The 13,182-nt window shown below is 72.2% G+C and carries 11 protein-coding genes; 2 read left to right on the forward strand and 9 right to left on the reverse strand.

Annotated elements, in window-relative coordinates; all coding sequences use genetic code 11:
* Positions 1–175 precede the first annotated feature (175 nt).
* Both JGS39_RS02345 and JGS39_RS02350 read left to right on the forward strand, forming a co-directional pair.
* Complete coding sequence (locus JGS39_RS02345) at positions 176–625, forward strand: DUF5707 domain-containing protein (protein WP_219566973.1); 450 nt, start codon at positions 176–178, stop codon at positions 623–625.
* Between the two features lie 221 nt (positions 626–846).
* Positions 847–1,407, forward strand: coding sequence for a dihydrofolate reductase family protein (locus JGS39_RS02350; protein WP_219566974.1), 561 nt, complete (start codon positions 847–849; stop codon positions 1,405–1,407).
* A gap of 255 nt (positions 1,408–1,662) precedes the next feature.
* Here the strand turns inward: JGS39_RS02350 and JGS39_RS02355 are convergent, their stop codons facing one another.
* The 9 genes from JGS39_RS02355 to JGS39_RS02395 all read right to left on the reverse strand — a co-directional run bounded on the left by JGS39_RS02355 (position 1,663) and on the right by JGS39_RS02395 (position 12,908).
* Positions 1,663–2,802, reverse strand: a complete 1,140-nt coding sequence (locus tag JGS39_RS02355) for a zinc-binding dehydrogenase (protein ID WP_219566975.1) — start codon at positions 2,800–2,802, stop codon at positions 1,663–1,665.
* On the reverse strand, positions 2,799–3,101 hold the full coding sequence (locus JGS39_RS02360; RefSeq protein WP_219566976.1) for a putative quinol monooxygenase: 303 nt from the start codon (positions 3,099–3,101) through the stop codon (positions 2,799–2,801). Before JGS39_RS02360 ends, JGS39_RS02355 begins: the two co-directional genes overlap by 4 nt.
* 7 nt (positions 3,102–3,108) lie before the next feature.
* The gene (locus tag JGS39_RS02365) at positions 3,109–3,768 is read right to left on the reverse strand and encodes a glycerol-3-phosphate responsive antiterminator (protein ID WP_219566977.1); all 660 of its coding nucleotides are present in this window, start codon (positions 3,766–3,768) and stop codon (positions 3,109–3,111) included.
* 28 nt (positions 3,769–3,796) lie between these two features.
* The gene (locus tag JGS39_RS02370) at positions 3,797–5,350 is read right to left on the reverse strand and encodes an FAD-binding oxidoreductase (RefSeq protein WP_219566978.1); all 1,554 of its coding nucleotides are present in this window, start codon (positions 5,348–5,350) and stop codon (positions 3,797–3,799) included.
* Positions 5,347–7,020 carry a glycerol-3-phosphate dehydrogenase/oxidase gene (locus JGS39_RS02375; protein ID WP_219566979.1) on the reverse strand — a complete coding sequence of 558 codons (1,674 nt, stop codon included), beginning with the start codon at positions 7,018–7,020 and terminating at the stop codon, positions 5,347–5,349. Before JGS39_RS02375 ends, JGS39_RS02370 begins: the two co-directional genes overlap by 4 nt.
* 78 nt (positions 7,021–7,098) lie before the next feature.
* Positions 7,099–8,643: an FGGY family carbohydrate kinase gene (locus JGS39_RS02380; protein ID WP_219566980.1), complete on the reverse strand. Its 1,545-nt coding sequence runs from the start codon at positions 8,641–8,643 to the stop codon at positions 7,099–7,101.
* Positions 8,644–8,725: 82 nt separating this feature from the next.
* Positions 8,726–10,162, reverse strand: a complete 1,437-nt coding sequence (locus JGS39_RS02385; RefSeq protein WP_219566981.1) for an MFS transporter — start codon at positions 10,160–10,162, stop codon at positions 8,726–8,728.
* Between the two features lie 245 nt (positions 10,163–10,407).
* Positions 10,408–11,961, reverse strand: coding sequence for a peptidoglycan-binding protein (locus JGS39_RS02390; RefSeq protein WP_219566982.1), 1,554 nt, complete (start codon positions 11,959–11,961; stop codon positions 10,408–10,410).
* A 218-nt stretch (positions 11,962–12,179) separates the two neighbouring features.
* A complete protein-coding gene (locus JGS39_RS02395) occupies positions 12,180–12,908 on the reverse strand; it encodes a nitroreductase family protein (protein ID WP_219566983.1) in 729 nt (242 codons plus the stop codon).
* Between the last annotated feature and the right edge of the window lie 274 nt (positions 12,909–13,182).

Here is a 13,182-nt window from a genome sequence, read left to right on the forward strand (position 1 = left end):
CGTTCTCTTACCTGGGGTGCAGGCTCTGCACCCGCGGGAGGACCCCGCGGTCGTCCCCCGGCCCGAGGACGGGGGGCACGGCCGGCCCTAGGCTCGATCACATCGGGAAAGCGGCCGGTCACCGGCTGTTCCGCATCCCGCCCATCAACTCTCCCGTCGATTCAAGGAGTCACCCATGTCCAAGCGCGTCCTCGTCCCGTCCGTCATCGGCGTCGTCGCTCTCGGTGCCGTCGCCGCCGGGGGATACGCCATTGCCTCGGCCGCCTCCGGGCCGGACGTGGAGAACGGTTCGGCACGCTACGTCGCGCCGACCCCGCGCGGTGCGGGGGCACTCACGTACACCGCGGACGTGAGCGACGACTCGGGTGTGCGCAGCCTCAAGGTGCTCGCCTGGCCGACGAGCTCGAAGCTCGACCCGACCGAGGCGGAGATGCGGTCCGTGGACGCGGCCACCTGCCGCGGCACCTCGGACACCACCTCGCGCTGCACCTACACGCTGAAGGTGACACAGCGGGACGCGGCCGGTCTGGCGGAAGGCGCCTGGGACGTGTCGGTGCTGGCGACCGCGAAGGACGGAGACACGAAGTTCCTGCCCCGGGCGGCCACGTTCACCGTCACGCGCTGAACAGGCCGGAGGCGGCCTGTCGGAGGCGGGCCCTCACACGCGCGACCGGCCGCGCCGAACCGTCAGGGGGTGCCGGACGCGAGCCCGGTGCCTCCCGCCCCGATGTGTCCGTCGTGGACATCCGGATGCCGCTCCCCGGTTCCCGCGCCCGCGACCGGCAGCCCGGTATGGTCGGGAATCGTCCCCGCAGATCAGCCCCGAGGCTTCCGGTGAGGTTCGCGATGCGAAAGATCATCTATTCCATGTCGGTCTCCCTCGACGGCTTCTTCGAGGGACCGGACCAGGACATCAGCTGGCACCTCGTCGACGAGGAACTGCACCGCTACTTCAACGAGCGGATCGCCGGGATGGGCGGGTTCCTTCACGGGCGGGTCGTCCATGAGCTGATGGCGGATTTCTGGCCCACCGCGGACCAGGACCCGGCGAACGCCGGGCCGATGGCCGATTTCGCCGTCATCTGGCGGAACATGCCGAAGTACGTCTACTCCCGGACGCTGGAGCGGGCGGACTGGAACACCACGATCGTCCGCGAGGTCGTGCCCGAAGAGGTCAGGGCTCTGAAGGAGCAGCCCGGCGGTGACCTGGGGCTCGGTGGCGCCGACCTCGCCGCGTCCTTCGCGGCGCTCGATCTGATCGACGAGTACTGGGTCTACGTCCACCCGGTCCTGATCGGCCGGGGGAGGTCCATGTTCCCGTCGACGGACACCAGGACCGCACTCCGGCTCGCGGGCACGCGGACCTTCGGCAGCGGGGTCGTGGAACTGCGGTACGAGCGGGCCTGAACGGAGGCGTGGGACTGCTGCCGCGCGCGGAACCACGATCGGTCGGGCGGCTGCCCCGCTCCGGAACTCGTCGCCCCGGGGCGCGAGACGGCCGTACAGCGCGGGCACTGCGGCTGACGCGCTCGTGTCCGCTCATTCCGGAGCGGACACAGGAGGTGCTGTCCGAACCCGGCACCGAACCCGGCACCGAACCCCGGCACCGGGCCCCGGCCGCGCGGGCCGGAGGCTCGGTGAAGGGCGGCCGGGATCCTCTTCTCACACCCCCAGCAGCCCCGAAGTGTCGAGCACCTGACGGATCGCCCGGCCGGAAGCCAGCTCCTCCATCGCGTGGTTGACCTCGTCCAGCACGAGGGTGCCGGTGTGCATCTCCTCCACCGGCATCAGCCCCGCCCGCCACAGGTCCAGGAACCGGGGGATGTCGCGGCGCGGGACCGCGTCACCCATGTAGGAGCCCAGCAGCGACTTGCCCTCGCCCGCGAAGGCCAGGGCCGGGACCTCCAGCACCCGGTCGGGGGCGGGCAGGCCCACCGAGACGACCTTGCCGCCGCGGGCCACCGCGGCCAGGCACTCGGCCATGACCTTCGGGCTGCCCACGGCCTCCACCGCCACCTCCGCCCCGCCGGACGTCAGTTCGCGGATCGCGCCGAGCGCCTCGTCGGGGGCGTATGTGTGCGTCGCGCCCAGGCGCAGGGCCAGTGCGCGCTTCTCCGGGACCGGGTCGACGGCGACGATCGGGTACGCGCCGGCCGCCCGTGCCCCGAGCACCGCTGACAGGCCCACGCCGCCCAGCCCGTAGACCACGGCCGACTGGCCGGGGCGCAGGGCGGCCGTGTTGATCACCGCGCCGGCGCCCGTCAGGACCGCGCAGCCGAACATCGAGGCCACGGTGAACGGGATGTCGCGGGGGATCGGCACCACGGACTCCTGGGCCACCACCGCGTACGAGGAGAACGCCGAGACGCCCAGCTGGTGGTGGACCGTGGCGCCGGAGGCGTCCGTCAGCAGGGAGGGGCCGTGCAGCAGGGCGCCGGAACCGTTCGCCGCGGCGGCCTGCGCGCACAGGGCGGGGCGGCCCGCCGCACAGTCGGCGCAGAAGCCGCAGCTCGGCACGAAGACCAGGGCGACGTGGTCACCGGGGACGATCCGGTGGACGCCGGGCCCGGTCTCCTCCACCACCCCGACCGCCTCGTGGCCCAGGGCCATGGGGAGCGGCCGGACCCGGTCGCCGTTGACGACCGAGAGGTCCGAGTGGCACAGGGAAGCGGCGGCGACGCGGACCAGGACCTCGCCCTCGCGCGGGGCGCCGAGGTTCAGCTCCTCCACCTCGACCGGACGGGTTCGGGCGTAGGGCCGTGCCGTTGATATACCGCGCAGGACCACGGACCGGGTCTTCACGCGGTCACCTCGTCCCGGGGCGAGCAGCGCAGGACGTCGCGGCTCTCCAGGAGCGGGACGACCTGGCCGAGCACGATCTCCTGGAAGTGCGGGGTCGCGCAGTGCGCGGTGAAGTCGGCCTCGGCCGCGTACTCCTCGTAGAGCACGATCGCCCGCGGGTCCTCGGTGCCCTGGTGGACCCGGTAGGCGAGGTTGCCGGGCTCCTCGCGGGAGGCGGCGGCCATGGTGTCGAGCAGCGGGAGGACGGTGTCCTGCTCGCCGGGCCTGGTGCGGTAGCGGGCTACGACTACGTATGTCACGTCGGTACTACTCCTGGGGTGGGACCGGCCTCTTGAGTGCGGCCGGCGGGACCGGTGGCAGCTGGTCGCGGCGCAGATGCCAGAGGCGGGGGTCGGACGTGGCGGCCGCGGCCGACCCGAGGGCCAGCGCGAGCGCCACGTCCGCGGGGCACTCCACGAAGCCCGCGGCCACCGACGGGGACATGGCGCGCTGGGCCTGCGCACTCATCCGGGCGATGATCGGGGCGGGCATGATCTCGACCAGGTCCGGCGCCCCGCGCGAGATCGCGTCCGTGGAGCGGCGCAGATTGGACCGGTCGGTGACGAACACCTTCATCATCGTCAGCAGGCCGAGCGGCCGGCCCTTCTCTATGAGCGAGAGCCGGGTGCTGACCACGCCGTGGGCGCCCATGTTCTTGATGAACTCCAGCGCGCCCCGGTCCTGAGCCAGACCGGGGCTGCTGTCCACGTTCACGAACACGAGCTTCCCCGCCCGGCCCAGCGCCGGCACGACCTGGGGCAGCTGCCCCACCGCGAACGACGCGAGGATGCATACCTTGGCCGGTGCGGTCAGGAACTGCCGCAGCGGCTGGGTGCCGACGACCGACGCGATCACGGGCACCTCGGCGAACGCCGAGGTGAGCCGCGGATCGAGCGGTGCGCCGGACCGGGACGGGGAAGGGGTCATGGCACAACCTGCCTGGAAGAGTGCTGGGTCAGTTCAGCGGAGACGTACCGAATCGGCTGGGAAGGCCCAGTTTGCCAGGGTTGAGGATGCCGGCCGGGTCCAGGGCCGCCTTCACCGCGACGAACGTCGCGAAGCCCGCGCCCAGGGATTCCTGCAGGTAGGGGCCGCGCAGCAGTCCGCAGCCGTGGTGGTGGCTGAGCGCCGCGGCGTGCTTGATGAGGACGGCGTTGGCCGCGTCCCACACCGAGCGGTACCAGTCGCGCCGCGCCTCGGGCGCCACCTCGCCGCGCAGCGAGAAGTAGACGCAGGCGCCGTCGGTGTACGCGTGCGACTGGTGGGCGGACGCCGCCAGGGTGCCGGGCACCGACTGGATCGCGGCGACCACCTCGTCGTAGATGACCGGGAGGCCGGCCCAGGAGGCCGCCATCTCCAGGGTGTCGGCGACGAAGCCCGGACCCGGCGTGAAGCCGTCCGCTGACTTGCCGACGATCATCCGCTCGTCCAGCCAGCGCTCGAAGACCGCCTCGGAGTCCAGCTCGGGGCCGTACGCGGAGCAGACCTCGGCCGCCACCTTGATCGTGGCGTCCACGATCGCCGGGTCGCCCTCGTCGGCGATCAGCAGGAGGTTGGTCTCCGGGTGGCCGAAGTGGGTGCCCGACTCCAGGGCGTCGTACAGCCGCAGGACGGCCGGGGTCGCGCCGCGCTGCATGATCTTGCGGCAGGCGTCCAGGCCCTCGGCGAAGGTCTCGAAGCCGAAGGCGACGGCGTTCGCGTACTCGGGCAGCGGGTGGACGCGCAGCCGCGCGCCGACGATGACGCCGAGGGTGCCCTCGGAGCCGATGAACAGCTGGCGCAGGTCCGGTCCGACCGCCGCACGGGCGTAGTCGCCGTACGTGGCGCGGGTGCCGTCCGCGTGGATGACGTCCACGCCCACGACCATGTCCTCGATCTTGCCGTAGCGCGTGGAGAGCTGGCCGGCGCCGCGGCAGGCGATCCAGCCGCCGACCGTGGAGACGGCGAACGCGGAGGGCCAGTGGCCCGTCGTGACGCCGTACTCCTCCTGGAGCTGCTTCTCGAAGAGGTCGCCGAACATGCCGGCCTGGACGTCCACCACGTTCGACTCGGCGTCGAATCCGGTGATCCCGTTCAGCCCGCACACGTCCAGGACGACACCGCCGAAGACGGGCAGCGCCGCCCCCGTGACGTTGGAGCGGCCCGCGGACGGGGTGACCGGGATGCCCGCCGCGTGGCAGATCCGCAGCACGGCGGCGACCTGGTCCGCGTCGGCCGCCTCGACGATCACGGCGTCCGGAGTCGCGGGACGGCCCTCGGTCTCGCCGATCATCGAACCGGCCCACCAGTCACGGGTCCGGGTGACGACCTCGTCGCGCTCCACGTGCACGGCGTGCGCGGCCTCGCGCAGCGCCTCGACCACGGCCTCGGGGACCTCGACCGGGTTGTTCTGGAGCGCGGCCTCGCCGTCGCCGATGGGGGTGTTCTGCGCCCACTTGGCGAAACTGGGAGCGCCGACCGTGTAGTTGCCCCGGTTGAACGGGTGGGTGATGGTCTGACGGCTGATCATGCTGCTGCCCCTTCGAGGAGTACGGACTTTTCGTGACGGACGGCTGCGAGGTAGTCGGAGACGGAACGCTCCACCTCGGCCTCCGTGAGGTTCAGTTCGCGGCCGAGGATCGCGCCGACCGCGCCCGCCGCGTCGGCGGAGGCGTCGCGGGCGAAGAGCCGGGCGCGCATGCGGCGGGAGAGGACGTCGTCGACCGAGCGGGCGAGCTCCGCGCGGGCCGCGTAGACGACCTCGGCCTTCGTGTAGGCAAGTCCCGCGACGATGGGCTCGGCCAGCGTCGGGTCCTCCTGGATCAGGTCGCCGACGAAGCGCGCCTCGGTGCCGAAGCGCTCGCCCAGGTGCGCGGCGATGCCACCGGAGGCGGCCACGGCCTCGGCGTCGTAGCCGGCGCCGCCGAGCAGCGGAAGGTCCGTGGTGCGGCTCCTGCCCTTGCGGCCGAGGACGGTCATCACCTTGTCGATGACGAGCTCGCCCATGTGCCGGCTGGTGGTGAGCTTGCCGCCGGTCACCGTGACCATGCCGGTGCGGCCGATGCTGATGTGGTGGTCGCGCCGCATGTCGAGCGTCGCGCCCTCCTTGCCGCCGACCAGCGGACGCAGCCCGCCGATGGAGCCGACCACGTCGTCCGGGGTGAGCTTGCCCTCGAAGGCGGTGTTGGCGCCCTCCAGCAGGAAGTCCATCTCCTGACGCGTGCAGTGCACGTCGTCGGGGGAGCCCTGGTAGTCCTCGTCCGTGGTGCCCAGCACGACGCTGTTGCCCCAGCGGGTGCACGTCGCACGGCGGGCGCGGCCGGGGATCGGCACGGTGACCGTGCAGTTGATCCGTACCTTGTCCCACGGCACCACGATGTGCACGCCCTTGGCCGGGCGGACCTGCGGCCGGTGGCCGTCGACGGCCTTCGCGTCCAGCTCGTCGGTCCACACCCCGGTGGCGTTGACGACGGCCCGCGCCCGGATGTCGACGCTGTCACCGTCCACGTCGACCCGCGCCCCGGCCACCTTGCCGGACTGCATCAGCAGGCCCTCGGCCTTCGCCCCGTTGAGGACCGTCGCACCGAGCGCCGCGGCGGTGCGCACGATGGTCAGGACGAGACGGGCGTCGTCGGTACGGGCGTCGAAGTACATCAGCCCGCCCTGGAGGTTCTCCGCGCGCAGCGTCGGCGCCTGCGCGAGGACCTCCGGGACGGTCAGCCGCTGGTGGAGCTTGCCGATCCGCCAGCCGCCGACCAGGTCGTACGTCCACAGCAGCCCCTCGAAGCCCTTGGCGAGGCGGGCGTCGAAGATGCCTTCCTTCTCCAGGATCGGGAAGAGGAACGGCAGCCGGTGCACCAGGTGCGGGGCGTTCTTGCGGAAGCGGTGCCGCTCCAGGAGCGAGTGCCGTACGAGGTTGACGTTGCCCTGCTCGATGTAGCGCAGCCCCCCGTGCACCATCTTCGAGGACTTCGACGACGTGCCCGAGGCGAAGTCGTCCTTCTCGATCAGTGCCGCGCGCAGCCCGCGCGAGGCGGCGTCCAGTACGGCGTACGCCCCGGTGATGCCGCCGCCGATGACGAGTACGTCGTACGTGTCGTCGGCCAGTTGCCGCTTGGCCGCCGCGCGGTCGAGCAGCAGGGGCGTGCGGCGGGTCGCCGCGGCGCTGCGCCGCGGTTTCCGGGCGGGCATGGTGATCACAACATCAACTCCTGGTGGTTCGGTGCGGCGGCCGCGTGGTCGGGTGTCCGGCCGCCGCCTGCTGACGGTGAGGGGCCGTCAGTGGGGGGTGAGAGCGGGGTCCTTGAGGTGGCCGATCAGTACGTCGCGCCAGGCGGCCCGCTGCTCGGCGCGTTCGTCCGCGCCGGTGGAGGGTTCGAAGACCTGGCCGCGCGGCTGCGCCTCGACGATCTCCTCCAGCGAGCCCCACAGGCCCTGGGCGACCCCGGCCAGATAGGCGGTGCCGCGCAGGCTGGCGGTCGCCGAGTCGGCGACGCGTTCCAGCGGCAGCCCGGTCAGGTCGGCCTGGATCCGCATGAGGGGGTCGCTGCCCGCGACCCCGCCGCCCACCCGGAGCCGGGTGAACGGGGCGCCCATCGTGGCGGCGACCCCGTCGACGAGGTCGCACACCGAGTGCGCGATGCCGTCGAGCACGGCCCGGGCCAGATCGGCGCGGGTGGTGGCGAGGGTGAGGCCGGTGAGGGCGGCGGTGGCCTCCGGGTGCCAGACCGGTGTGCGGATCCCGGCGAGCGCCGGGACGAAGCGCGGGGTGCGGCCCGGCCGGGTGGGGACCCGGCCGGCCTCCTCACCGAGCTCCTTCGGCGAGGCGAACAGGCCCAGGTCGTCGCAGAGCCAGCGCAGCGCCGAACCCGCCGTGGAGGTGTAGGCCTCCAGGCTGTAGTGGCTGGTGCCGCCCTGCCGGTAGCCGGGCTGGGCGAGCACCCCGGAGATGTCCGGCCGGGGCAGGGCGGGCGTGGTGCCGGTCGCCGCGTCGACGAACGCGCCGGTCCCGTACATGCACATGCCCTGCCCGGCGGCCAGGCCGCCGAGCGCGATCAGTGCGGCGTGCTGGTCGCCCATGGAGGCGGCCAGCGGGACGGCGATGCCGAGGGCGGCCGGGTCGGTGATGCCGAATCCGGCGTCGTCCGAGCGGAGTTCCGGAAGCAGGTCGAGGGGGAAGCCGAGATGGCCGATCCACTCCTCGTCCCAGGCGTGCCGCTCCAGCAGGTAGCCCCCGCTGGACGCGGCGTTGGTCGGGGTGGTGGCGTGCACGGCGCCACCGGTCAGCCGCCAGATCAGCCAGGTGTCGACGGTGCCGAAGAGCAGCCGGCCCTCGCGGTGCGCGGCGGCCACCGCCGGGTGCGCGGCGATCTGCCGGGCGGCCCAGAGGAACGGTGCACGGGCGCCGACCGGCCGGCCCTGACGGGCGGTGAGAACGGCGTCCCACTTCGCCTCGTGCGCGGTGAGCTCGGCGGCGTACCGCCGGTCCTGCCACACCACGGCGGGCAGCAGCGGCTGCCCGGTGACCCGGTCCCAGAGCATCGCGGTGGCCCGCTGGGTGGAGAGGGCGACGGCGGTGAGCTCGATCCCCTCCGCCCGGGCGGCGCCGACGGCCCGGCGCGCCACGTCGAGGGTGGCCGTCCAGATCTCCATCGGATCCTGCTCGACCGAGAGGTCGTCCGGATGGCTGACCGCGATCGACCGGTAGAACACCTCGTGCGCGGCGCCGGAGTCGAGGACGACTCCGGCCCTGGTGCCGGTGGTGCCCTCGTCGATGGCCAGCACACCGCGCCGGGGGGAGGCGCCGGGGAGCGTCTGCGTCATTGCAGCCCTTTCATTGCGAGCATCGCGAGCTGTACGGAGGGGGAGAGGGACCATCGTGGGGTGCGGCAGGAGCGGCGGACGGTCAGCGCGCGGTGACGGACTCCGCGTGTTCCGGCGCATCCGTCGCCCGCTGCGCCGCGGCCTCGTCGGGCGAGGCGGCCTTCATCGGGTCCCACTTGATGGCCAGGCAGGTGATCATGCCGAGCAGCGGGACGACGGAGAGCACCAGGAAGGTGTCGGCGAGGCCGAGCGACTCCTTGATCTGCGGGAAGAGGTACAGCCCCGCGACACTGCCGAAGCTGCCGACCATCCCGGTGACACCGGTGCCGAGCGCGCGCACATCACTGCTGTACGAGAGCGCAGCGATGGACTTGCCGTTGGCGCCGGGACCGGCGGAGTGGCAGAGGATGAACAGCACCGGCAGCAGGAACGCCACGGCCGTCGGGACCTTCTCGAAGGTCAGCCCCATCGCGATCAGCGCGACGAACACCCCGGCGAAGCCGGCGGCGGAGCTGAGCCGCAGCCCGAGCCTGCGGCCGAAGTACGCGGACAGCAGCCCGCCCGCGATGCCGAAGGCGTTGAAAACCATCGAGCCGATCGTGGCCTTCTCGAAGCTCTCGCCGAAGATCGTCAGGCTGATCAGCGGGAGGTACCAGCCGACCGCGAAGTACTGCATCGACTGCCCGAGCGAGATGACCGAGGAGAGGATCGTGCGTGGCAGGTACTCGCCCTTGAAGAGCACCCCGGCCTGGCGGAAGCCGATGGCGGGCGCGGCGGTCGCGGCGCGCGTCGCCGCGTCCGGCTTCCCGGCCACGGCCTTGATCCCGTAGATCCGGTCCAGGTTGAGGACGGACTCGTCCAGGCGGCCCTTGCTCGCCAGCCAGGTGGGGCTCTCCCTGAGCATCAGCCACTGGCCCACGAGCAGCGCCACGGCGACGACGGCGGCCGAACCGACCGACCAGCGCCAGATGTCCGAGCCGACGTCCAGGTTGAAGAAGACCAGGGCGAGCGCGAGGTTGCTGGTGGTGGCGACGTACCAGACGGCCTGCCACAGGTTCAGCCGTCCGCCGAGCTTGGCGGGGGTGTACTCGGCGAGCAGCGCCATGGCGACGGCGAAGTCGATGCCGTACGCGACACCCACCAGGACCCGGCCGAGCCAGACGACCGTGAAGTCACCGGCGAACGCGGCGAGCAGGGCACCCGCGATGGCGAAGACCTTGGCGATGAGCAGCGGGGGGACCCGGCCGATGCGGGTGGCGAGCCAGCCGCCGACCGGGTTGAAGATGATCGCCAGGGCCGGAGCGGTGGCCGTGAGGATCGAGACCTGCGTGCTGGTCAGCTCCATCTGGGACGTCATCGGTCCCAGACCGGCGCTCAGCGCCGCGTTCGAGTAGGCGTCGAGGAACAGCCCGCCGAACACGAGGAACCAGATGACTTGCGCCCGGCCGGTGATCTTTCCCAGCCCATCGATGAGCGCAACGACGTCGGCGACGCCTTTGACGCTCGGACGTTGTGCCATGAATCCGCCTTCGAGGAAGACCCATCGGCGGCACGGGGAGCACAAAAAAACAGGCATGACGAAACCACCGACAGGTGGTCTATGTCTGTGCCTGTCAAAACACTGCGGAAAGCGCCGCAGCACGTGAAGTGCGACTACACGAGGAGGTTAGGAACGTGTCAGGAGAAACGTCAAGGGTTTCCGGCAGGTTACCCAAACGTGACGAAGAGCCCCCGGGGCTCGGCCGCGGCCCCGGGGGCCGGCCGTCAGCTGCCCGCCTGGAGCGCTCCCCAGGTACCCGGCCCCACGATCCCGTCGGCCTTCAGGCCCCGGCTCGTCTGGTAGCTCCGCACCGCGGTGGCCGTCCCCGGACCGAAGCTGCCGTCGACGCCGACCGTCGAGCCGAGCGCCGCGGTCAGCGCGCGCTGGAGCCGCTTCACCGTGTCGCCCGAGGCGCCTTCCGCGATCTCGGGCGTGGTACCCGCGGACAGCAGCGCGGTCCAGGTCTTCGCCCCCACCACCCCGTCCGAGTCCAGGCCGCGCGCGGTCTGGAACTTCTTCACCGCACCCTCCGTGGCCGGGCCGAAGCTGCCGTCCACCTCGCCCACCGGGTACTTCTGCGCGTTCAGCAGTGTCTGAACGGCTCGCACCTGGGCGCCCGTCGAACCGCTGCGCTGCGTCGCGTACGCCGTGAAGCTCAGCCCGTCCGCGCCGGTGCCGCCGTCGTTGCTCCCGCCGACCAGCTCCATGTAGCGGTTCCAGTCCCAGTACGGACCGGGGTCGGTGTGGTCGTTGCCCGGCACGTCGACGTGCCCCATGATGTGCGCGCGGTCCTTCGGGATGTCGTACCGGTCGCACAGGTACGCGGTCAGGGCGGCCGAGGACCGGTACATCGAGTCCGTGAACCAGGACGGGTCGTCGACGAAGCCCTCGTGCTCGATGCCGAGCGACGAGGCGTTGGCGCTCCGCGCGTGGTACGCGGTGTCGCTGTCGCGCACCATCTGGGTGATCTGGCCGTCCGACGAGCGGACCACGTAGTGGGAACTCACCTCGGACACCGGGTCCTGGAACCAGCTGATCGTGCCCGCGTACGAGCCCTGCGTGACATGGATGACCACTTTGTCGATCGTCGCCGAGCGTCCCGTGGCGAAGTTGTTCGGGTCGGCCGCGGCCCAGAGGGCGGACGGGTAGTCGGCGCTCCGGACGCTCGCGTCCGTGGCGGTGAGGCCGTCCTTGTGCGGGGAGACCGGGCGGCCCGTCACCGAGACGTGCTCGCCGTCCGGGGTGACGGCGTCGAGCCCGTCGGCCAGGAACGTGTAGACCGTGTCGGCGTAGAGGGCGGCGGCCTGCCCGTCGGCGCCGCTGTACCGGGCGACGGCCGGGTACCAGGCGCCGAGGTCGTCGCGGTCCCCGGCGTCGAGCCCGAGCTTGTCCGCGTACCCGCGCAGGACGGCCGCGCCGCCCAGGATGTTGGCCGGGGTGTCGCCGCGGAGCTCGGCCAGGGGCTTCCCGGTGAGGCCGGCGGCCTGCTCCAGGGTCCGGTGGGTGGGGTTGCTGACCAGGTGCATGACGCCGAAGCCGTTCGCCTGGCTGGGGCGACCGGAGTGGCCGTCGAGCCGGGTCTCGCCGTAACCGACGGCGGCGAGCAGATCGCGGGGTACGTCGTACGTCTCGGCGGCCTGCTCGAACGCCCGGTTCATGGGGCGCCCGGTGTCCGTCGAGGCGAGGGCCGGGGTGCCGGTCGCGGCCAGGACGGTGGCGGTGAGGGCCGCGAGCACGGTGGCGCGGGCCCGGGTGTGGGCGGCGGCGCGTGTGGGCATACCTGCTCCTGCTCTGTGGGGGAGAAGAACGGCGCCGGGCCCGGGTGGGGTGGAGCGGGGGCCGCGAGGCCCGTTCAGGTTATCCGTCTGTCCAGGGCATGACAATCATGGCGCGGCGTGTCGAACTCCCTTTCACCCCAATGGAGTTGAGCGTCCCGCGCGCACGGGGAGAGTGCCGTCCGGACCCCGCCGCCGGGGCGTGGTCCGGACGGCTGGTCCTACCAGCGGTCGCGGTGGATGACGTCGGCCACCGGGCGGCGCCGGATCGGCCCGAAGTTGCCCTTGGGCCATCCGACGGGAATGGCCGCGAAGGTCTGCATGTCCTCGGGAATGCCGAGCGCCTCCTTCCACTCCTGCTCCAGCATCAGGTGCCAGATGGTGACGTTCGCCGCGAGCCCGAGCGCCCGGGCGGCGAGCAGGACGTTCTGGACCCCCGGGTACACGCAGGAGCCCTCGGCGAGTGCCTGGAAGCGGGTCTGCGTGCTCATCATGTGCTCGACCCCCGCCGGGCCGAGCGCCTGCGCGTAGGCGGCCAGGCCCTCCTCGTCCATCCGGGGCTCCGGGAACCGGTAGCAGGGCACGATCAGTGCCGGTGTGTCGGCGAAGTGGTCGCGCTGGTACTCGATCGCGGCGACCATCCGGCCGTACGCCGCGTCGTCCATGCCCTTGGGCGCGTACTTCCCGGTCGTCGCCAGATACGCGTCCACGCACCGCTTCCACAGCGGGGCCAGACGTGCCATCACCTCGCGGTCGGTCACGACCACGTACTCGTAACACTGCATGTTCCCGCCGCTGGGGCCCCAGACGGCGGCCTGTATGAGCTGCTCCAGCGTCTCGTCCGGGACGGGTTCCGGCTTGAGCCGGCGCATCGCGCGCATCGTGGACATGGTGGAGAACAGGGCCTCGGCCTCGGCCGTTCCGGCTGCCTGAGTCGTTTCGATCGTCATGATCGCGGAGTTTACGGGCGAAGCCCGGCCATGAGGAGGCCCGTTGGCCGGCCCGCGGGGGGTGCGTGCGGCGCCGGCCCCGTACGCGCCTCCGCTCCTCGTCGCGCCCCGGCCAATTCGCACACCTGGACAGCCCCCCACCGCACGGGGGAACGCGGACCGGACCCGTCGCCGGCAGGGCGTATAAAAGGTTCCTCCGGACCAGCCGGCGTCCCCCGATGGCACGCACACCCCACGCGGCAAGGCGTCACCGCGTACGACAGCGGAGGAGTGC

Source organism: Streptomyces poriferorum, from assembly GCF_019399235.1.
In the GTDB taxonomy this organism is placed as follows: Bacteria; Actinomycetota; Actinomycetes; order Streptomycetales; family Streptomycetaceae; genus Streptomyces; species Streptomyces poriferorum.

Coding starts and splice junctions, on each gene's coding strand:
- JGS39_RS02390 (WP_219566982.1), bottom strand. CDS start 11,961: ATGCCCACACGCGCCGCCGCCCACACCCGGGCCCGCGCCACCGTGCTC.
- JGS39_RS02345 (WP_219566973.1), top strand. CDS start 176: ATGTCCAAGCGCGTCCTCGTCCCGTCCGTCATCGGCGTCGTCGCTCTC.
- JGS39_RS02385 (WP_219566981.1), bottom strand. CDS start 10,162: ATGGCACAACGTCCGAGCGTCAAAGGCGTCGCCGACGTCGTTGCGCTC.
- JGS39_RS02365 (WP_219566977.1), bottom strand. CDS start 3,768: ATGACCCCTTCCCCGTCCCGGTCCGGCGCACCGCTCGATCCGCGGCTC.
- JGS39_RS02370 (WP_219566978.1), bottom strand. CDS start 5,350: ATGATCAGCCGTCAGACCATCACCCACCCGTTCAACCGGGGCAACTAC.
- JGS39_RS02350 (WP_219566974.1), top strand. CDS start 847: ATGCGAAAGATCATCTATTCCATGTCGGTCTCCCTCGACGGCTTCTTC.
- JGS39_RS02380 (WP_219566980.1), bottom strand. CDS start 8,643: ATGACGCAGACGCTCCCCGGCGCCTCCCCCCGGCGCGGTGTGCTGGCC.
- JGS39_RS02395 (WP_219566983.1), bottom strand. CDS start 12,908: ATGACGATCGAAACGACTCAGGCAGCCGGAACGGCCGAGGCCGAGGCC.